Source organism: Lysobacter sp. TAB13 (assembly GCF_052113885.1).
Lineage (GTDB): Bacteria > Pseudomonadota > Gammaproteobacteria > Xanthomonadales > Xanthomonadaceae > Lysobacter > Lysobacter gummosus.
Window position 1 is genome coordinate 1 of record NZ_JBFRDR010000008.1, and the last position, 20,390, is coordinate 20,390.

Sequence of the window (20,390 nt, forward strand, 5' to 3'; positions counted from 1 at the left end):
AACCAAAGAAAACGCTTTGGCTGTTTCGAGTCAAAAGCCACGAGTGCGATGCCGACGCAGGCAGGTGCCACATTGGGCATCCTGCCCAAGGTGGCACCCGGCGCACGTCCATGTGCGCCGCCCTTCGGGTGTCCTTCGGTCTCGCGAGTAACTAGCTGCGCCGGGCAAAAGCCACGGCAAAAGCCGATGCAAAAGCTCAGGCCAAGGCCAAGGTCTAAGCCAAGGCCAAGGCCAAGGTCTAAGCCAAGGTCAAAGCCATTGCCGATGCGTAAGAAGTGGTTCTGGTGGAAGGCCGAAGCTCAGCGCACGCAAGACGACACACCATGCGTTTACCACGCAAGCGCCGCGATCAATTCACCAGATGCTTGGCGCAACCCGCATCCTTACCCGGCCCCAATTCCAACGTAGCCAACAACGCTGCCGGAGGCGCAATGGCGCCAAGCGCCAGCGCCACCGCGCCGCGCAGCCCCAGGCGCTTGTAGTCCGGCCGCGCATTGGGTTGCTTGAACGTGCCGGTGACCAGCAACGGCGCACGCAGCGAGAAGAAGCTGCGATCCTTCGGCCGCGCGCGGATGACAAGGTCGAGTTTTTCGTCGCGCATGTTGATCGTGCCGGTGCCGACCAGCACCGTGTCGCTGGTGTCGAAGGCCAGCGATTGCGCAGTCATGACGCCATCGTTCACGGCGAAATCGCCGAAGCCGCAGCGGATCGGAATCTTGCGGTCGTGGGTCAGTTTGAACTTGAGGATTTCCGCCAGATCGATGCCCGCGAACTCCATCAGCAGATTGCTGATCTGCCCCTCGCCCATGCCGATCGCGACGCTGCCGTCGCTGCTGCCGAGCATCTTCGCGATGGAATTGCCGTTGCCGCTCAGGGCGATGCGGCCGCCGAGCTTGCCGACCGCGTCCTGGCCGAGTTTGACCGTCGGCATCAACTTGGCCAGGGTCAAACCGCGCGCGGTGATGTCGGCGCGAGTGCGGATGGTCGCGTTGCGCGCGTCCATGGTGATGTTGGAACGGATATCGCCGTCGGCGACGCCGAAGTTCAGCGGGTCGAGTTTCAACAAACCGTTTTCCAGCAACAGATGCGCCTGCATGTCGTCCAGCGGCCAGCCCGGGGCGTTGATGCGCGCGGCCTTGAGCTTCACGTCGGCATCCATCGCGCGCAGCTTGTCGAGGCGGTATGGCGTATCGGGCAGCACCCGGGGCTTGGCGTCCAACTGCGCGTTCAGCGCGGCGAGTTCGGGATTGCTGCTCTCGCCGCGACCGGTCTGCGGCGGCGCGCCGATGAAGCCGGCCAGATCGTCGAAGTCCAGGCGCTTTGAAACAAGGTCCGCGCGCAGATACGGACGCGGGCCGCCGGTATCGACGCTGGCGTCGCCGGCCAGATCGCTGTCGCCGACCTTGCCGGTGAAATCCTGATAGTTCCAGCGCGCGCCGTCGCGATGCAGGCGGCCGTCGAGCGCATACGGCGGGGTCGGCGGAATCGCCACGCCGATCAGCGGATACAGGTCGGCGAGGTTCTTGCCGGCCAGGGCGAACTGCAGATCGAAATCGCGCAGATGGAACGGATCGACCAGTTCGCCGCGCGCGTGCGCGCGGGTCGCGCCGGCGGCGGCGCGAAGGTTCAGGCGATACGGACGCTGCGCGTTGCTCAGCTCCAGCGGCGATTCGGCGCGGCCTTGCAGGGTGAAGGCGTTGTTCTTCCAGCGCCCGCCGCCTTCCACCTCGACCGGCGGCGCCGCGTCTTCGCGCCGCGGCTCGCGGCTGTTGACGGTCAGGTTGATGTCGGTCTTGCCGGCCGCGTCGAGAAATTCCATGCGGCCGTCTTGTATCCACACTTTGCGAAAGCGCGGCAGTTCGCCGCCGCCGCCGCTTTTGAACACCCAGTTGCCGCCGTGGGTCGGATCGCTCTGCAGATTGACGCGCGGTTGGGTCAGGTGGATTTCGGGAATGCGCACATCGCCCTTGAGCAAGGGCCAGAACTCGATCGCCAGTTCCAGCCGCTGCGCGGTCGCCATCGTCGGCTGCTTGGCCCAGTCGGCGTTGGCGAAGCTCAGGCCGTCGGCGCGGATCACCGGCACGCGGCCCAGATCGACATCCAGGTTGCCGGCGATCTCGAACTTGCGCCCGGTGCGCGCTTCGACCTCGCGCTCGATCGGGCCCTTGAACCAGTTCCAATCCCACAACGCGATCAACACCGCGATAGCCAGCGCGATCAGCCCCAACAGACTCAGCCACGGATGACGGCGCGGCCATGCGCGCTGGCTATGCGCGGCGGAGGCTTCGGAAGCGGGCGGTGTGGGATATGCGCTCATCGTCAAAAGGCGAAGGCCGATCGTGCGGACGATGCCGGGAGCGCATCACCGCGTGCAGTCGCTCGGCCGTGCCGGCGGAACCTGATCGCTACGATGGCCTCACCATCGCCAGCGGGCGGTAAAGCGAGAGTGAATACGCCGTGGACGCGGCGTGGAGCGTTCAGTCGTTCAGATTGCCGCGGCCAGTTCCGCGGCCGGAACCACCTGCGACAGCACCGCGATGTAATGACACACGCTGCCGCCGACCACGAACAGATGCCAGATCGCGTGCGAGTACTTCAGCGACGGCCGGTGATAGAACACCGTGCCCAGCGTGTAGCAGATGCCGCCGGCGAGCAGCCAGCCCAGGGTCCAGGCGTCGAGCGCGTCGAGCAGCGGTTTGATCGCGACGATCACCAGCCAGCCCATCGCGATATAGATGCCCGTCGACAGCAGCTTGAAGCGGCCGGTGTAGAACAGCTTGAACACGATGCCGGCGAAGGCCAGGCCCCAGATCGCCGCGAACAGGCCCCAGCCCCACGGGCCGCGCAGGCCGATCAGGGTGAAGGGTGTATAGGTGCCGGCGATCAGCAGATAGATCGCGCAATGGTCGAAGACCTTCAGCCGGCCCTTGGCGACCGGATGCTGGATCGCGTGATACAGGGTGGAGGCCAGATACAGCAGCAGCAGGCTGATACCGAACACGATCGCGCTGCCGAGCTGCCAGGCGTCGCCGTACAGCGCGGCCAGGGTGATCATCACCGAGCCGCCGGCCAGGGCGGCGGTGGCGCCCAGACCGTGGGTCAGGGCGTTGGCGATTTCTTCACGGATCGAATGTTCGTCGTGAGCGGGGGCATGGGCGACGGTCATGCCAGCATCCTAACGCGGTCTGGAGCGAATGCTCGCCGCGCCGGCGAACAGCCAGCCGAAGTTAAGGCCAAAGCGGCGCCGATTCGCGACCCGGATCACGCGCCGCGGCGGCCCATCGGCCGCTATGTTCAGCTAGATACAGGACGCGGAGCCTTCGTCGTCGGGCTCCGCGCCCGGAGACCGGGCGTCGGACGAACGGTCGGTCGTCGCCTCGTTCCGACGCGCCCGCAAGCTAGCCCGGAGCGCCGTAGCTCGCCGTCGAAGGCATGCCGACGATCAGCAGGATGAAGCCGACTACGTAGATCGCCAGCGGAATCTTGTTCTCGGCGAAATTCATGATCGCGAACACCAGCGCGACCAGCGGAATGATCAGCGAACCCAAGCCCCACCAGATGCTCTTGCGGAACGCGTTGACCACGATCCACAGACCACCGATCAAACACAGCGCGATACCCAACCAGTACATAACTCCCCCTTCGCCTGGACGCCGGTTCCTCCGGCGCTTTCGATCCTAGCCGATGGTGCCTCGCAGCATGGCGCTGACCGCAGGCATGGCCGGAGTCGGGGAAGGGCAGCACATCGCGGTGGCCGCCGTGCAGAGAAAACCGATGAAGTGCGTCAGCGCGATGGGCTCGGTGTCGCGCCAATGCAGGCGTTACTCCAGCGCGTTGAGCCGGCGAATCCGCCGCAGGCGCCGCTGGATCTTGTGCGGCTTGGCGAAGCGGTATTCCTCCACCTCGACCAGCAGCGCGCAGTCTTCGCCGAAGGCTTCGCGCATCGCGTACAGGCGGCCGTTGCCTTCGAACGCCAGCCAGCGCGCGCCCTCGCGCACGACCTTGATCTGCGAGACCGAGGGGATGATGGCGTTCAACGCGGCCAGATCCAGGCGGCCGTGGGCGAGCAGTTCGTCGCGCCGCGCGATCAGCGCCTGGGCGCGCGCGTGGGTGGCCTGCAGCGCCGACTCGCGGTCGATGCGGTGGATCGGGTGCAGGGCGTGCAGCGGCGCCATCGCCTGCGCCTTGTCGCTGCGCAGGCGGTGGATGTCCATGATCACCTTGCCCATGTAGGCGTCCTTGTAATCGAGCGCGGCGACTTCGCTGCGCTTGCTCATCAAGTACAACCACCATTGGCGCAGGCGCGACATCTCAGTCCATCGCGATCGCGTGCGCGTGTTCGCGCGTGGCCAGGAATTCCACGCCCGGCGCGCGTTCCTGCGCCAGTTGCAGATTGACCCGGGTCGGGGCCAGGTAGACCAGTTCGCCGGCCGCGTCCACCGACAGGTTGAGCGCGTTCTTGTCGCGGAACTCTTCGAGCTTCTTCGCGTCCGCGCAGCGGATCCAGCGCGCGGTGGCGACGCCGACCTGCTCGAAGCTGGCATCCACGCCGTATTCGTCCTTCAGGCGATAGGCGACCACGTCGAACTGCAGCACGCCGACCGCGCCGAGGATCAGGTCGTTGCTCATCAGCGGCCGGAAGAACTGCGTGGCGCCTTCTTCCGACAACTGCGCCAGACCCTTCTGCAGCTGCTTGAGCTTGAGCGGATCGCGCAGGCGCGCGCGCCGGAACAGTTCCGGGGCGAAGTTGGGAATGCCGGTGAACGACAGGTTCTCGCCTTCGCTGAAGCTGTCGCCGATCGAGATCGTGCCGTGGTTGTGGATGCCGATGACATCGCCGGGGAAGGCGGTCTCGGCGATCTCGCGATCGGAGGCCATGAAGGTCAACGCGTTGGCGAGTTTGACTTCCTTGTTGGTGCGCGCGTGGAAGGCCTTCATGCCGGCATTGAACTTGCCCGAGCAGATGCGCATGAACGCGACCCGGTCGCGGTGCTGCGGGTCCATGTTGGCCTGGATCTTGAACACGAAGCCGGTGAGTTTTTCCTCGGTGGGCTGCACTTCGCGCGCGGTGGTCTCGCGCGGCCGCGGCGAGGGCGCGTGTTCGACGAAGAAATCCAGCAGCAGCTGCACGCCGAAGTTGTTCACCGCCGAGCCGAAGAACACCGGGGTCTGTTCGCCGCTGAGGTATTTGGCCTTGTCGAAGGGATGCGAGGCGCCTTCGACCAGTTCCAGTTCCTCGCGCAGCTCGGCCAGCATGTTCTCGCCGATGCGCGCGGCCAGGCCGGGATCGTCGATCGAGGCGAAGATGGTCGAATCCTGGCGGGTGAAGTTGCGTCCCTGTTCGTACAGGTGCACCTCGCCGCTGAGCAGATGCACCACGCCCTTGAGGCGCTGGCCCATGCCGATCGGCCAGGTGATCGGCGCGCACTGGATGCCGAGCACGCTTTCGACTTCGTCGAGCAGGTCGATCGGGCTCTTGCCTTCGCGGTCGAGCTTGTTGATGAAGGTCATGATCGGCGTGGTGCGCAGCCGGCAGACTTCCATCAGCTTGATCGTGCGTTCTTCCACGCCCTTGGCGACGTCGATGACCATCAGCGCCGAGTCCACCGCGGTCAGCACGCGGTAGGTGTCCTCGCCGAAGTCGGCGTGGCCGGGGGTGTCGAGCAGGTTGACGATGTGGCCTTCGTAGGGGAACTGCATGACCGAGGAGGTCACCGAGATGCCGCGCTCTTTTTCCAGCGCCATCCAGTCCGAGGTCGCGTGGCGCGCGGCCTTGCGGCCCTTGACGCTGCCGGCCATCTGGATCGCGCCGCCGAACAGCAGCAGCTTTTCGGTCAGCGTGGTCTTGCCGGCGTCGGGGTGCGAAATGATCGCGAAGGTGCGTCGGCGGAGGGCTTCTTGGGAGACTTCGGACATGGGAACGGCGCGCCCGGGGCGCGTCGGCAGGTAACGGGGAGGCGGGGAGTATACCTGCGGGAGGGGATGGGGCCCCGAGGTCTTTTGTGGGAGGGCCTTCAGGCCCGATGCCTTTCGGCCCGGTCGCGGCGCCGGATCGGAAAGCATCGGGCCTGAAGACCCTCCCACAAAAGACCTCGAAGCGCCGAGACTGATCCCGATTCCCGATTCCCGATTCCCAGCCTCTCAGCGCGTCCCGCTGGACAGCCGCAACGGCCCCTGCGGCCCGGTCATGCGGAACGGGATCGACTCCAGCCGCATCCCGCGATTGACCTGCACGGCGAAATGCAGATGCGGCCCGGTGCTGAAGCCGGTGTTGCCCGACAGGCCGATCTGCTGGCCGGCGCGCACGCGCTGGCCGACCCGCACGATCACGCCGTCGTCGGCCTTGAGGTGGGCGTACAGGGCCATGCTGCCGTCGTCGTGGACGATGCGCACGAAGTTGGCGCGATCGCCGAATTTCTCCAGATTCAATCCGGCCTTGTCGAAATCGGTCTCGACCTGCATCACCGTGCCGTCGCGCGCGGCCAGCACCGGCGTGCCGATTTCGGCGGCGAAATCGATGGCGTAGCGATGCTCGGGTTCGGTGTGGCTGAAATGGCCGCCGTAGCCCTGGTCGATGCGGAATTGCTGCTGCTGCAGCGGCAGCAGGTAGTCGGCGTTCTGCGCGCGCGCGTCCGGATCGCCGGGCACCGAGCGCATGCTCAGTTCGAAATCGCCGCCGCGGGTCGGGTCTTGCGCGCTGAGCACGCTGACCACCGCGCTGCTGCGCGCGGCCACCGTCGCGCTGGCCGGCAGCAGCGGGCTGCCGATGATGTTGTTGCTGTGGGTGAAATCCAGGCGCACTTCGATCGGCCCGGACAGGGTGTTGTCGGCCCAGGCCAGATAGCGGTCGCCGTCTTGCTGCACGCGCAGCCGCGCGATCGAACCGGGTTCGGCGCGGAACGGAATCACTTTGACTTCCGACGGCGGCGCCGAGGCCGGAGCGCGGTCGCCGTAGTGGGTGATGCCGCTCTTGTCGGTCCAGCGATACAGCTTGCCGGCCTGCACCGCATGCGCGGCGAGCAGGGTCAGGCACAGGCCGATGGCGATGCGGCGTTTGGCGGAGGAGGTCGGGCGCGGCATGGTTCGGTGCGAAGGACGGATGCGGTGGAGGGCGGGCGGATCGGTACGGCGCGGGTCAGTCCAGACAACCCGATTGCAACTGCAGGGCGCGCGCGATGTCGCCCAGATCGAAGCCGGTCACCGAGCGATCGTCATGCACCGCGTACAGCGCGCCGGTCGGAAAGGTCTTGGTGCCGGCCGCGTGCAGGGCGATGCCGTCGGTGTGCGCGGTGACCTCGCCGCTGAAGCTGCCTTGCGGCTTCAGGGTATCGCGGTCGAACACATGGAAGATCGTGCGCGGCATGAGTTGATCGACCGCGATCCAGTAACCGCCGCCGCCGGGGCAGCTCCACAGCGCCACGCCCTCGGCCTGAGCGTCGAAGGAGCGGTCGGGCAGGCGGCGGCCGGTGTAATGGCCGGCCAGGGTGTATTCGCGCAGGGTGGACAGGTGGCGCTGGTCTTCGTCGGCGATCAGCAGGCGGTCGTTGGCCGGATCGCCGGAGATCGATTCGACGATGCGCAGCGCCGCGTCCTCGCTGACGTCGCCGAAAGCGCCCAGGTATTCGCTGGACATCCGGTCGTCGTCCTCGAAGCGCAGGCGATAACGGCGCACGCGCTGGTCCAGCTCATTGAGCGGCGGCACGCGGTCGAACTTCTCGCCGTACATGAAGCTGTCGGTGATGTAGGCCTCCAGCTCGCCCGGCGCGGTCTCGTTGATCCACACTCCATAAGGACTGCGCAATTGCGCGTCGCCGAAGCTGCCGACCGGAGTGAAGCCGGGCAGGCGCAACACCTGCACGCGGTGGTTGTCGCGTTCGACCACGAACAGGTAATCGGCGAACACGGCCAGGCCGTTGGGACGCTTGAACTGGCCCAGCGCGGTGCCCTTGGCGCCGACGCTGCGCAGGCGCTCGCCGCTGTCGGCGTCGTAGACGGCCAGGCTGTGGGTGGACTTGGCGCTGGCGATCAGCCAGGTCGAGCCGTCTTCGCCGGGCCAGGTGGCGAGCGAGTCGAGCTCGTCCTGCGGGCTTTCCTTGGAAACGAAGCGCTCCGGCACGATCCGCAGCCCGGCCGGACCCGGACTGGCGATGCGGGTTTCCGATTCCAGGACCGGGTGGGCGGCGCAGGCGGACAGCAGCAGGCTGGCGAGGACGGCGGCTACGAGGCGGCTATTCATCGGCACAAGTGTATGCGGGCCCGATGGCAACGGGGTGGCGGCCGCATGCGCTTTGAGCACTCGGTCGGGTCCGGGGTCGGGCTAAATAATAAATCGCTATATGCGGATGAAGCGATTGACACGCCCCGCGGCCGTGGGCAGACTACGTCCATCCATCGAGACCGGCAGAGGGACAGGCCCTTTGAAGCCGGGGCAACCCAAGGCGGCGCAAGCCGCGTGAAGGTGCCAATTCCTGCGGCCCGCCCTGGAGGCGTCGGTCGGAAGATGGTTGCGAACACGCGCAGCGATGCGCGTGCGCGACTTGCGAACTCGGTGGCCCCGTTAACTTCGGATGACCGCCATGAGCTTCGCCCCCAGCACCGCCGCCTTCGATCGCGCCGACAGCTTCGTCTCTTATTCCGCCGCCGCCGCGCCGGTCGCTTTCGAGCGCACCGCCGGCGCCCGCGCCGCGGCGACGCGCGGCGAAGTGCGCATCGAACTGGAGCTGCGCTATTCCGGCCGCCGCGCGCTGACCTTGCGCTACGAAACCCAGGGCGACGCTTCGCTGCCGGCGCTGTTCGTCGCCGGTGGAATCTCGGCGCATAAGCATCTGGCGCCCAGCCGCGAGTTCGGCGAGCAGGGCTGGTGGGAATGCCAGGTCGGCGCCGGCCGCTCGCTGGACCCGACCCGCTATCACCTGGTGTCGTTCGACTGGATCGGCGCCGACGGCTCGCTCGACATCGTGCTCGATCCGGCCGACCAGGCCGACGCCATCGCCGCGCTGCTCGACGCGCTGCGCATCGAGCGCCTGCAGGCTTTCGTCGGTTACTCCTACGGCGCGATGGTCGGCCTGCAGTTCGCTTCGCGTCATCCGACCCGCGTCGGCGAACTGGTCTCGATCAGCGGCACCCACCGCGCCCATCCCTACGCCGCCGCCTGGCGCGCGCTGCAGCGCCGCGCGGTCGCGCTGGGCGCGCTGCAGTGCGACGAAAGCCAGGGCCTGGCGCTGGCGCGCGAACTGGCCGTGCTGAGCTACCGCACGCCGGAAGAATTCGCCGAGCGCTTCGGCGCCGCGCAAGTGGTCGACGGCCGCGTGCGCGTCGCCGCCGAGGACTACCTCGACCATTGCGGCAACAAGTACGTCGCCCGCACTCCGCCGACCGCGTTCCTGCGCTTGTCCGAATCGATCGACCTGCAACAGGTCGATCCGGCCAGCGTGCGCATTCCGGTGACCGTGGTCGCGGTGACCGAAGACCGTCTGATTCCGCTGGGCGAGTCCTACGACCTGATCGAACGGCTGCGCGGTGAAACCCGCCTGCGCGTGCTGCGCTCGATCTACGGCCACGACGCCTGCCTGAAAGAACAATCCCAGATCGACACCATTCTTCGCGAAGCGTTGGCCGACTGTACGTCGGTGGCCGCATGAGCATTCATAACTACGGAGCGGCCCACGTGAGCATCGATTCGACCCTGACCAGCACCCGCAATCCCTGTACCGCCGCCGTGCGCGCCGGCATCGACCGCGACGCCGCCCACGGCGCCGTCACCCCGCCAATCGTGCTGTCGTCCAACTTCAGCTTCGCCGGCTTCGACCAGAAGCGTCAGTACGACTACACCCGCAGCGGCAATCCCACCCGCGATCTGCTCGGCGAAGCGCTGGCCGAACTCGAAGGCGGCGCCGGCGGCGTGATCACCTCCACCGGCATGTCCGCCATCACCCTGGTGCTGCACGCCTTCCTCAAGCCCGGCGACCGCATCGTGGTGCCGCACGACGGCTACGGCGGCAGCTGGCGTCTGTTCAACGCGCTGGCCGCCAAGGGCGCGTTCGAGCTGATCACCGCCGACCTCACCGATCCGCGTTCGCTGACCGAAGCGCTGGCCACCGATCCTGCCGTGGTCTGGATCGAAACCCCGTCCAACCCGCTGCTGCGCATCACCGACCTGCGCTTCGTGATCGAAGCCGCGCAGGCCAAGGGCGCGCTGACCGTGGTGGACAACACCTTCCTGTCGCCGGCGCTGCAGCGTCCGATCGCGTTCGGCGCCGATCTGGTCGTGCATTCGACCACCAAGTACATCAACGGCCACAGCGACGTCGTCGGCGGCGCGGTGGTGGCGAAGACCGCCGAACACCATCAACACCTGACCTGGTGGGCCAACGCGCTGGGCCTGACCGGCTCGCCGTTCGACGCCTTCCTGACCCTGCGCGGCCTGCGCACGCTCGATGCGCGCCTGCGCGTGCATCAGGAAAACACCCAGGCCATCGCGGCGCTGCTCGACAACCATCCGGCGGTGCGCGTGGTGCATTACCCGGGCCTGGAATCGCACCCGGGCCATGCGCTTGCCGCGCGCCAGCAGAAGGGCTTCGGCGCCATGCTCAGCGTCGAGATCGACGGCGGCGTGGACGCGGTGCGCGCCTTCGTCAACGGCCTGACCTGCTTCACCCTGGCCGAATCGCTCGGCGGCGTGGAAAGCCTGGTCGCGCATCCGGCGACCATGACCCACGCGGCGATGTCCGCCGAAGCGCGCGCCGCCGCCGGTATCGGCGACGGTCTGCTGCGCTTGTCGGTCGGCATCGAGCATGTCGATGACCTGATCGCCGACCTGGAAGCCGCGCTGGAACGCGCGAGCGCGGTGGTGGCCACGGCGGCGCGCGTCAAACGATGAACGTCGCGGCCGGCGTTGCGCATTCGGACACCTTGCAAGCGCTGGCGCCGCATGAGCGTAGCCGCGCGACGCGGGCGCCGGCGCGGGTGGCCCTGCTCGGCACCGGCACGGTCGGCGGCGCGGTGATCGCGCGCCTGGCCGCGTGGCGCGATGCGCCGCTGGGCCAGCGGCTGTCGCTGGTGCACGTGGCTAATTCGCGTCGTGCCGTGGTCGGCGAGGACGGAATCGCCGCGGACGCGGCGGTGTCGGCCCTGGCCGGTTCGGCGCGCGCCAGTTCGCTGGACGAAGTCGCCTTCGCCCTGGACGGCGAGGGCGCGCGGGTGGTGATCGACGCCACCGCCAGCGAAGCGGTCGCCGAACGTCATCCGCAGTGGTTAGCGCAGGGCATCCACGTGGTCACCGCGTGCAAGATCGGCCAGGGCACTTCGCTGGCGCGCTGGCGCGCGATCCGCGAAGCCTGTGCGCTGGGCGGCAGCGGTTACGGCGACAGCGCCACGGTCGGCGCCGGCCTGCCGTTGCTACGCAGCCTGCGCGAACTGCAGAACGGCGGCGATCGCATCCACGCCATCGCCGGCGTGTTGTCGGGTTCACTGGCGTGGCTGTTCAACAATTACGACGGCATGCGCGCGTTCTCGGCGCTGGTGCGGCAGGCGCGCGACGCCGGCTACACCGAGCCGGACCCGCGCGACGATCTGTCCGGCGAAGACGTGCGGCGCAAGCTGCTGATCCTGGCGCGCGCCTCGGGCGTGGCGCTGGATGCCGGCGAGGTCGAAGTCGCCTCGCTGGTGCCGGCGGAACTGGCGATCCTGTCCAAGGACAGTGTCGATGCGGCCCTGCCCGCGCTCGATGCGCCGCTGCGCGAGCGCTATGCGCAGGCCTACAAGAACGGCGAGAAGCTGCGCTTCATCGCCCGCCTGGAGCGGGGCGAGGACGGCCGCGCCACGGCCAAGGTCGGGCTGGAGTCGCTTCCCGGCGATCATCCCCTGGCCGGCGGCGCCGGCACCGACAACAAGGTGGCGATCTGGTCGGATCGCTACCGCACCCAGCCGCTGGTGATCCAGGGCCCGGGCGCGGGCGCGGAAGTCACCGCGGCCGGGTTGCTCGACGACGTGCTGCGTCTGGTCGGCTGAACGTCTCGCCGCCGCGGCCGGCCTGTGGCCCGGGCCGGCAACCCAGGCGCTGGGCGCCTGATCGCGACCTGGGTCACAGCGCTTCGGCGGTGATCGGATCGCGCCCAGGCGCCATTGCGATCGCGTCACTCCGGCATCGCCCCTGCGATGCCCGGCACAAGCGATTACGACCACGGTCACTTCGTGTCCATACCCGCGGCACGCAGCGTGATATCCGGCATTATTCGGTTACACGATCGCACTGGAATGCCGTCGCCGCTGCGGTCACACTCGGGCGCTGGCGAGCGATCCCCGCTCGCCCGACGCTCGCAGGCGCGCATGAAAACGATCCGATGGCCTTGGCTGGCGCTGCTGCTGATTTCGCTGTGCGGCTGCGCGCGCATGTTCGATCCCAAGCACGATTTCGACCGCAGCCCCGAGCCCGGCGCGCCGGACTATCGCGACCCGCGTTTCTGGGCGGCGCTGCCGGACAAACGCGACGCCTCCGACTCCACGCCCCTGGGCATGCGCAATCGCCAGCACGACGCGCCCGTGGACGTGTTCTTCATCCACCCGACCACCTACTTCGCGCGCGCGCACTGGAACCAGCCGCTCGACGACGAAGACGCCAACCGCGGCACCGACTTCACCCTGCGCGCGCAGGCCAGTGCCTTCAACGACAGCGGCCGGATCTACGCGCCGCATTACCGGCAGATGTCGCTGAGCGGTTACGTATCGGCCTCCGACGCCGACCGCGACAGAGCGCTGGACCTGGCCTACGCCGACGTGCGCGCGGCGTTCGCCGTGTATCTGCAGCAGTGGTCGAAAGGCCGGCCTTTCATCATCGCCGCGCACAGCCAGGGCAGCGGACACGGGCTGCGCCTGGTGTCGGAATTGATGTCGGACCTGTCCGCCGACCCGGCCCTGCGCAAGCGCCTGGTCGCTGCCTATCTGATCGGCGCGGCCGTGCCCGAGGACGCGCTCAAGCGCACCATTCCCGGGGTGCCGCTGTGCGCGTCGCCGGCGCAGACGCGTTGCGCGGTGTTCTACAACTCGGTCGAAGCCGGCGAGGACGTGCCCAAGCGTTTCGAGCATGTGCGCGCCTGGTATCCGGACGGCTATCGCACGACCGAACAACCGCGGCTGCTGTGCGTCAATCCGGTCACCTGGCGCGCCGATGCGCTGGCCAGCCCGCTCGCCGCGCATCGCGGCGCGGTGCATGCCGAACCCAACCGGCCCTTGCCCGAGCCGCAGGTCGGCCGGGTGACGGCGCAATGCGACAACGGCCTGCTCGCGGTCACGCTGCCCGACGGCGAATGGCGCAAGTGGTGGTTCGGCGGCGACCAGCACGTCAACGATTACCAGTTGTTCTACATGGACATCCGCGCCAATGTCGCCGAGCGGGTGGCGGCGATGACGCATCGCGGCGGCGCCTCGGTTACTGCGCCTGCGCCCAAGCCGAAGCGAAACGGCAAGCCGCGCAAGCCGGCGCCGTAAGCGCATCAGGTGCCGGGTTGCAATGGCGGGCTGGCTTGGCGGCCGGTCGATTTAGGGCGCTGTAAAGCAAATCCCCCGGCGCAGACGGATTCATCTGAAATGGGCCGTCGCAGGCGACAGCCCCCTTTTTTAAAGGGGGCGAATTGTCGCGGCTTGGGCTTCGGCAACTTCTTTTGCCTTGGCAGTTCTCGCAGCCTCCGCGTCGCCTCCACCCTTTGCCTTTGCTGTTGCTGTTCCCCCCTTTAAAAAAGGGGGGCAGGGGGGATTTGCTTTTGCCCGCAATCGCTCAAGCCACCTTCCGCTCACGAGCCGCCTTCAACGCCTCAGCCCACCAAAGCAACTGATCGAACATCGCCTCGCGCGCCTGAGTCAGATACGCGTAATCGTCCGGCGCCCGCCCCTGCTGCAAGATGCCCAGGAACGGCTCCAGACCGATATGCACGGCATTGCGGATCGGCGCCATCTTCAATTCGATCGCATGCTGGCGCAGTTGCTCGATCGCGCGCGAGCCGCCGACGCCGCCGTAGCCGACGAAAGTCACCGGCTTGTCCGCCCATTCCACGAACGCCGAATCCAGCGCGTTCTTCAGCACCGCGGTCGGGCCGTGGTTGTACTCGGCGGCGGTGAGGATGTAGCCGTCGTATTCGCCGATGCGCCTGCGCCAGGCGTCGGCCGCCGGGTTCTGATAGACGCCGCCGGTGAACGACGGCGGCACCGGTTCTTCGAACAAGGGCAAGGGGTGATCGCGCAAGTCGAGCGTGTCGAGTTTCAGCCCGCGCGCTTGCGCGCCGGCCTGGACCCAGGCGGCGGGCACGTCGGCGAAACGGTTCGGGCGGGTGCTGCCGATGATGAGGGCGATGCGGGGCATGGATGTTCCTAGTGAAGGTGAAAACGATCAGGCGGCAGCGGCCGGCGCGCGGGTCGGCCGCAACCGCCACGCGACGAACGCGGCGAGGGCGCCCAGCACCAGGGCCGGCACGGGGCTGCCGCCGATGAAAAACACATGCACGGCGATGGCGCAGAGCATGGTCGCGAGCAGCAACACGCCGCCGAAGAAACCGCCGCGCGGCATCAACAGCAGCGCCGCGGTGGCGAGTTCGGTGGCGCCGGTGAAATAGCGGAACCACTGGCCGAAGCCGAGCCGTTCGAACAGTTCGACCTGGAACGGCAGGCCGGCCAACTTGCTGGCGCCGGCGGCGATCAGGGCCGCGGCCAGGACGATGCGCAGCATCCAGATCAGCGGGGAGGAGGCGGGGGAGGGGCGGGACATGGCCGAAACGCTCGAAACAGGGACGATGCGGAACGATAGGCCCTGGTCGATTACTCGAAAAAGTGGGTTAATTGCATTTCAGTCGTCCACCAAGGCGAGTAATCGTGCTCGACATCAACGCCGTCGCCGTGTTCGTCCAGACCGTCAAGACCGGCAGCTTCGCCGCCGCCGGGCGCCGCCTGGGACAGCCGGCCAACACCGTCAGCCGGCGCGTGCAGCAGTTGGAAGAGCAACTGGGCACGCGCCTGCTGCAACGCTCCACGCGCAAGCTCAGCCTGACCGGCGCCGGGCGCGAATTTTTCGATCGCTGCGTGGCCGGCATCGAGGACATCGAAAGTGCGCAGGCGGCGATCAGCGAAGGCAACGGCGAACCGCGCGGCACCGTGCGCGCGGCGGTGGTCGCGGACTTCTTCGAATTCTTTCCGCTCGAACGCATCGAGCAATTGTTGAGCCGCTATCCGGAGCTGAAGTTGGAGTTCGTGCTCAGCGATGCGCACATCGACTTGATCGAGCAATCCATCGACGTGGCCTTCCGCGCCGGCGATCTGCCGGACTCCAGCCTGGTCGCGCGCCGGCTCAGCGACAGCCAGAGCCATGTGCTGTTGGCCTCGCCCGCCTATCTGCGCAAACACGGCAGCCCGGCCACGATCGCCGAGTTGGCCGGGCACGATTGCCTGATCGCGCCGGCCGCGCAGGGACGCGCGAGCTGGCGCCTGGACGGGCCCGAAGGCGCGGTCGAGGTGCGCGTGGGCGGGCGCTTCGCCTCCAACACCTTGCTCAGCCAGGTGCGCGGTGTGCGCGCCGGCCTGGGCATCGGCTTGTTGCCCGATTCGCTGATCGCCGAGGACTTGCGCGCGCAAGGTCTGGTGCGGGTGTTGCCGCAGTACAGCCGGCGCAGCGGCGGCATGTTCGCGGTGTATCCGACCCGGCGCCAGGTGCCGCGCGCGGTCGCGGTGCTGATCGAGGTGGTCGAGTCGGCGCTGCACGAATTGCTGACGGCGGGCGGCGGGGGCGGATGCATCGAGCCGGAAATCCGGCCGCGGCGTCGCGTTTAGGATTTCGCTGCATCCCGGAATCGATCGAAGGCCGGAACCGGCGGTTTGTGCGGCAACGACGTGGCTTGGGAAACATCGAAACGTCGCCGCCACGCGCGCGAACGAGGCTTTTCGCCATTCAGACAGCGATTCCGCGCCAATCGAGCATCGCGACCGTTTCGGCCGCCGAAATAGGCCATGCTGGTCCGCATGCCTCGTTCCTGGCGACACATGTCGTCCGCGCGCCGGCCTGCAAGGAGCATTACGTCAGTGACAGACCCGAGAAACGCCGCGACCGCGGCGCGCATCGATGCGGCATTGGATGCGGTACTGCGGCGCGATACCGCGATCATCAACGAGCGCACTCACGGCGAGTTGGGAATCATGCCGATCGGCGGCCTGGCGGCGGAAGCCAAACGCAAGCCGGTGGTGTTCGTGCGCCCGCCGGTTGAGGCCGCGTCGGCGCCGCATCCTTCGCAACAGTGGCGATGAGATTCGTGCAGACAGCCGCGAGCGCGGCCTGCGAGTGAATCGATGACGGCGGCAGCGAACCTGCCCGCACAAACGAAATCGGAGCGCCGATCGGGGGGATGACCGGCGCTCCGCTGCAGATCACCGGGACGTATCGCTCGTCGCGGCTTTGCAAAACTTGGACTTCGAAACGCGCACCGCGATTGCCGTGCGCGGTTCTCGGAGTAAGCGGGGTGCGGCGCCGGAGCGGTCGCAACGCGTGAGGGTGCGTTGCGTTCGGCGCTCACCCCGACCCCGCCCGAGCGCGCGGCGTCCGGGCGGGGCGCGACGCGCGAGCCGATGGCTCGCGAGCCGCGTCGCCTCTCCCCCGCGAACGGGGCAGAGGCGGTGCTGCGAGGAATTACTTCAGGCCGTTGTTGATCGCGGTGGCCAGGCTTCCTTGCTCGTCGTCGCCGCTGAACTCCCAGAAGAACGCGCCGCCCAGGTTCTGCGTCTTGACATAGCTCATCTTCTGGCCGATCAGCGCCGGCGTGTCGTAGCTCCAGAACGTGCTGCCGTCGTATTTCCAGGTGGCCACGGCGGTGTTGTCGGTGTAGATCGTGCCGGCCTTGTTCTTCAGGACCTTGTAGTCCTCGATGCCCGGCTCATACGTGCCCGGAGCGGCGCCGCTGGCCGGCCGATACAGGCCGTTGTTGACGTTGCCAACGCCGGTCCAGCCGCGGCCATAGAAGCCGATGCCGAGGTTGATCTTCGAAGCCGGCACGCCGCGCGACAGGAACGCCTCGATGGCGTCGTTGGAGTTATAGAGCTTGGTGTCGCCGGTGGACGGATCGCTCGGCGACGCGAACAGCGCCGAATGATGATTGGTGGAGGGATCCCAGCCGCCGTGGAAGTCGTAGGTCATCACGTTGATGAAATCCAGGTACTGGTGATACGCACCGGGATTGGTCACGCGAATCTTGTCGATGCCGGCGCCGACGGCGACGGTCAGCAACAGGCCCGGACGCACCGCGTCGAGCTGACGACGGAACTCGGCCAGCAACGCGGTGTAGTTGGCATTGTCTTCCGGACGGGTCGCCGCCGGGCAGTCGATGCCGCACACCACCGGGTATTCCCAATCGATGTCGATGCCGTCGAACACGCCGGCCGCCGCGCCCGCGCCGCCCGCGCCGTCGGTCACCGGCAGGTTGCCCTTGATGTAGGCGTCCACGCAGGAAGCGACGAAGGCTTGACGGTTTTCCGCGCGCGCAGCGCTCGGGAAGTTACGCGACCAGGTCCAGCCGCCCAGCGAGATCAGCACCTTGATGTTCGGGTGCTTGGCCTTGAGCTGCTTGAGCTGATTCCAGCTGCCGCGCAGCGGCTGGTCCCAGGTATCGGCTGCGCCGCTGACGCTTTCGCCAGCCTGGAAGGCCTTGGTGTAATCGGCGAAGGCATCGCCGCCGGCGCCGGTGTTCGGGTCGGACGGAACGGTCACGCCGACTTCGCAACGGTTGTTGCGCACGTTGCCGAAGGCGTAGTTGATGTGGGTCAGCTTGCTGGCCGAGCCGCTGGTGTCGATGTTCTTGACGCGGTAGTTGCGGCCGTAGATGCCCCACTGTGCGAAGTAGCCGATCACCTTCTTGCCGCCGCCCGGTGCGGCCGGCTTGGTGGTCGCGCTGATCGAGCCGCTCTGCGCCGAAGCGTTGCCGGCGTTGTCGCGGGCGCGCACGGTGAAGCTGTGGGCGGTGCTGGGGTTGAGGCCGCTGACGGTGTAGCTGTTGCTGGTCGGCGAGCCGACCACGCTGCCGCTGCGATAGACGTCGTAGCCGGCCACGCCGCTGCCGCCGCTGTTGTCGGTGGAGGCGTTCCAGGTCAGCGAGACGCTGTTGGAGGTCTGCGAGGGCGACGCCAGGCCGCCGGGCACGCTCGGCGGCGTGGTGTCGGAGGAACCGCCGCTGACGGTGATGCTGACCGCGGAAGATGTCGTGGTCGCGTTCTGGTTGTCCTTGGCCACCGCGGTGAAGCTGTGGCTGCCGGCGGTGGCGTTGTTCCAGGTGACGCCGTAGGGCGAGCTGGTGTCCACGCCGAGCGAGGTCGCGCCGCGGAAGAACTCGACGCTGGCGATGCTGCCGTCGCTGTCGGCGGCGTTGGCGCTGACGGCGATGTTGGCGCCGGTGCTGTAGGTGGCGCCGTTGGTCGGCGCGGTCAGCGAAACGGTCGGCGACTGATTGCCCGGGCCGGTGCCGCACACGCCCAGGTCGGCGTAGTAGTTGCAGCTGGGGCAATGCGTCGGCGGCGTGTTCCAGATCTGGATGTTGGCCTGATACAGATGGCTCTGGTAGGTCAGCTTGTCGCCGGCGTTGTAGATGGTCGAAGCGTTCCAGGCGGGAACGCCGTTGCAGGCAGCCTGCGCGAACGCCGTCGAGAACGACGACGCGGCGAGCATGCCCGACAGCAATAGCAGGTTGGCGGACCGTGGGTATCTCATGGTGCTTCCTCTCTCCCGTGCATAGCCAAGATTTCGCCGGCCATGACCGGCCAGCAGCGTGTCCCGCCCGTGTTGAAGGAAGGCCGTCTAACTCCTTCCGCCGTGCATGGGAGGCTGATGCCTCCTCGAGTGATCGGCGGACCGGCCGCCGTCGGTGATGCCGTGCTGCCGCGCACTGCCGTGGGAACGGCGCGACCGGGCGATAACCGGTCCGTGCGTTGTTGCCTTGCCGTGTGATTGCTGCGAACCGGGGCGCGACCTGCGCCGCGTCATGCCGAGTCATCTCCCTTGCTGCTTCGGCTGGTCCGCGGGTTGCGAACGCAAGCTGGAGTTCGCTGACAACGTTGTCAACTTGCTCCGTCATTCTTTGCGCTGTGGTTCACAGAACGCCATTCAGGGCCCCTGACAACGTGTGTCGTGCGTGCCCGGCTTTGCTGCGCCGCAACGTGCCCGCGCGCGGCCATTTGCCTCAAAACGGACAATTCAATGTCCGAAGGACAAATGTGCGCACAGGCGTGCGGCCGCGGGGCCGCATGGCGCGGCCGGCGGCGGGCGAGGCGGTCGGCGCGGCTTGGGTGTGAGGCCTGTCAGCGAGCTGCGTTGAGACGATCGAGCAAGGCGGCGTTGAAGCGCTGCGGCGCCTCGACCTGCGGCGAATGGCCGAGGTCTTCGAATTCGATCAGCGTCGCGCCGGGAATCGTGCGCGCGGCGGCGCGGCCGAGTTGCGGATACTGGCCCAGCCTGGTCTTGAGCTCATCGGACGCCAGATCGCGATTGATCGCGGTGCGGTCGCGCTGGCCGATGAACAAGGTGGTCGGCACGCGCAGGTTGGGAAACTCGTGCACCACCGGCTGGGTAAATACCATTTCCGACGTCAGCGCCTGATTCCAGGCGACGCGCTCGCGGCCGGGGCCGGCGTAGAGGCCGGCGAGCATGTCCACCCAGCGCTGATATTCGGGTTTCCATTGGCCGCCGTAGTACACGGTCTGCTGGTATTGCTTGATCGTCGCCGCCGTGGTCTTGAGTTCGCGCGCGTAGTTGTCGTCCACGCTGCGCCACGGCACGCCGAGCGCTTTCCAGTCTTCCAGCCCGATCGGATTGACCAGCAGCAGGCGCTCGCTGGCCTGCGGATACATCAGCGCATAACGCGCGGCGAGCATGCCGCCCATGGAATGGCCGACGATCGCCGCGCGGTCGATGCCGATCGATTCCAGCAGCGCGTGCGTGTTCGCGGCCAGCTCATGCAGGCTGTACTGGTGGTGCGCCGGTTTGCTGGATTTGCAGAAACCGATCTGGTCCGGCGCGATCACCCGGCAACCGGCCTGCGCCAAGGCCGCGATCGAGGCTTCCCAGGTCGCGGCGCAGAAATTCTTGCCGTGCAGCAGCACCACGGCGCGGCCGTTGGCCTTGGCCGGGCGCACGTCCAGGTACGCCATCCGCACTTTCTCGCCTTGCGATTGGAAGGCGTAGTGCTGGACCGGGTAGGGGTAGTCGAAGCCTTCCAGCTCGGGGCCGTAGGTGGCCGGCGCCGGATCGGCGGCGTGCGCCGACAGCGCGAGCAAGGCGGGGAGCAGGGCGGACAGGGAGGTGCGCATCGGATGCATCCACTCGACGGGGTATCTGCATCCTAGCCACTGCGCGCTTTTGTAGGAGGGGCTTGAGC

At 67.5% G+C, this 20,390-nt stretch carries 17 protein-coding genes and 1 riboswitch; of the genes, 6 read left to right on the top strand and 11 right to left on the bottom strand.

Annotated features, from left to right (window positions below):
• Nucleotides 1-349: 349 nt before the first annotated feature.
• The 7 genes from AB4Y92_RS11320 to AB4Y92_RS11350 form a co-directional block, all read right to left on the bottom strand.
• Nucleotides 350-2,317: an AsmA family protein gene (locus AB4Y92_RS11320; RefSeq protein ID WP_441819741.1), complete on the bottom strand. Its 1,968-nt coding sequence runs from the start codon at nucleotides 2,315-2,317 to the stop codon at nucleotides 350-352.
• A gap of 168 nt (nucleotides 2,318-2,485) precedes the next feature.
• Nucleotides 2,486-3,166, bottom strand: coding sequence for a PAQR family membrane homeostasis protein TrhA (gene trhA / locus AB4Y92_RS11325; protein WP_441819742.1), 681 nt, complete (start codon nucleotides 3,164-3,166; stop codon nucleotides 2,486-2,488).
• Nucleotides 3,167-3,398: 232 nt separating this feature from the next.
• On the bottom strand, nucleotides 3,399-3,632 hold the full coding sequence (locus AB4Y92_RS11330) for a hypothetical protein (protein WP_441819743.1): 234 nt from the start codon (nucleotides 3,630-3,632) through the stop codon (nucleotides 3,399-3,401).
• 189 nt (nucleotides 3,633-3,821) lie between these two features.
• The gene (locus AB4Y92_RS11335) at nucleotides 3,822-4,310 is read right to left on the bottom strand and encodes a hypothetical protein (RefSeq protein ID WP_441819744.1); all 489 of its coding nucleotides are present in this window, start codon (nucleotides 4,308-4,310) and stop codon (nucleotides 3,822-3,824) included.
• 1 nt (nucleotide 4,311) lies between these two features.
• Nucleotides 4,312-5,916 (bottom strand): peptide chain release factor 3, encoded by a 1,605-nt coding sequence (locus AB4Y92_RS11340; protein ID WP_441819745.1) that lies wholly within the window; start codon nucleotides 5,914-5,916, stop codon nucleotides 4,312-4,314.
• Nucleotides 5,917-6,141: 225 nt separating this feature from the next.
• Nucleotides 6,142-7,080 carry a peptidoglycan DD-metalloendopeptidase family protein gene (locus AB4Y92_RS11345; protein WP_441819746.1) on the bottom strand — a complete coding sequence of 313 codons (939 nt, stop codon included), beginning with the start codon at nucleotides 7,078-7,080 and terminating at the stop codon, nucleotides 6,142-6,144.
• A 55-nt stretch (nucleotides 7,081-7,135) separates the two neighbouring features.
• Nucleotides 7,136-8,236, bottom strand: coding sequence for a phytase (locus AB4Y92_RS11350; RefSeq protein ID WP_441819747.1), 1,101 nt, complete (start codon nucleotides 8,234-8,236; stop codon nucleotides 7,136-7,138).
• A gap of 149 nt (nucleotides 8,237-8,385) precedes the next feature.
• Nucleotides 8,386-8,507, top strand: a riboswitch (SAM riboswitch).
• Between the two features lie 69 nt (nucleotides 8,508-8,576).
• On the opposite strand from AB4Y92_RS11350, the gene metX reads away from it, so the two are divergent.
• From metX to AB4Y92_RS11370, 4 genes are all read left to right on the top strand, one after another.
• A complete protein-coding gene (metX, locus tag AB4Y92_RS11355; RefSeq protein ID WP_441819748.1) occupies nucleotides 8,577-9,641 on the top strand; it encodes a homoserine O-succinyltransferase MetX in 1,065 nt (354 codons plus the stop codon).
• Between the two features lie 44 nt (nucleotides 9,642-9,685).
• Nucleotides 9,686-10,879: an O-succinylhomoserine (thiol)-lyase gene (locus AB4Y92_RS11360; RefSeq protein ID WP_441819896.1), complete on the top strand. Its 1,194-nt coding sequence runs from the start codon at nucleotides 9,686-9,688 to the stop codon at nucleotides 10,877-10,879.
• A complete protein-coding gene (locus AB4Y92_RS11365; protein ID WP_441819749.1) occupies nucleotides 10,876-12,009 on the top strand; it encodes a homoserine dehydrogenase in 1,134 nt (377 codons plus the stop codon). The genes AB4Y92_RS11360 and AB4Y92_RS11365 overlap by 4 nt, the downstream gene beginning before the upstream one ends.
• Nucleotides 12,010-12,327: 318 nt before the next feature.
• Nucleotides 12,328-13,485, top strand: a complete 1,158-nt coding sequence (locus tag AB4Y92_RS11370; RefSeq protein WP_441819750.1) for a DUF3089 domain-containing protein — start codon at nucleotides 12,328-12,330, stop codon at nucleotides 13,483-13,485.
• A gap of 286 nt (nucleotides 13,486-13,771) precedes the next feature.
• On the opposite strand, the gene AB4Y92_RS11375 is transcribed toward AB4Y92_RS11370, so the two are convergent.
• Both AB4Y92_RS11375 and AB4Y92_RS11380 read right to left on the bottom strand, forming a co-directional pair.
• Complete coding sequence (locus AB4Y92_RS11375) at nucleotides 13,772-14,353, bottom strand: NADPH-dependent FMN reductase (protein WP_441819751.1); 582 nt, start codon at nucleotides 14,351-14,353, stop codon at nucleotides 13,772-13,774.
• Nucleotides 14,354-14,380: 27 nt separating this feature from the next.
• Nucleotides 14,381-14,755, bottom strand: coding sequence for a DoxX family protein (locus AB4Y92_RS11380; RefSeq protein ID WP_441819752.1), 375 nt, complete (start codon nucleotides 14,753-14,755; stop codon nucleotides 14,381-14,383).
• Between the two features lie 104 nt (nucleotides 14,756-14,859).
• Between AB4Y92_RS11380 and AB4Y92_RS11385 the strand changes: the two genes are divergently transcribed.
• Both AB4Y92_RS11385 and AB4Y92_RS11390 read left to right on the top strand, forming a co-directional pair.
• Nucleotides 14,860-15,810: a LysR family transcriptional regulator gene (locus AB4Y92_RS11385; RefSeq protein ID WP_441819753.1), complete on the top strand. Its 951-nt coding sequence runs from the start codon at nucleotides 14,860-14,862 to the stop codon at nucleotides 15,808-15,810.
• A gap of 249 nt (nucleotides 15,811-16,059) precedes the next feature.
• Nucleotides 16,060-16,281 carry a hypothetical protein gene (locus tag AB4Y92_RS11390; RefSeq protein WP_441819754.1) on the top strand — a complete coding sequence of 74 codons (222 nt, stop codon included), beginning with the start codon at nucleotides 16,060-16,062 and terminating at the stop codon, nucleotides 16,279-16,281.
• A gap of 379 nt (nucleotides 16,282-16,660) precedes the next feature.
• Here AB4Y92_RS11390 and AB4Y92_RS11395 read toward each other — a convergent pair whose 3' ends face one another.
• Together AB4Y92_RS11395 and AB4Y92_RS11400 are read right to left on the bottom strand one after the other, a co-directional pair.
• Nucleotides 16,661-18,727 carry a glycosyl hydrolase family 18 protein gene (locus AB4Y92_RS11395; protein WP_441819755.1) on the bottom strand — a complete coding sequence of 689 codons (2,067 nt, stop codon included), beginning with the start codon at nucleotides 18,725-18,727 and terminating at the stop codon, nucleotides 16,661-16,663.
• A gap of 587 nt (nucleotides 18,728-19,314) precedes the next feature.
• Entirely contained in the window at nucleotides 19,315-20,322 is a 1,008-nt protein-coding gene (locus tag AB4Y92_RS11400; RefSeq protein WP_441819756.1) for an alpha/beta fold hydrolase, read from the bottom strand.
• Nucleotides 20,323-20,390 lie beyond the last annotated feature (68 nt).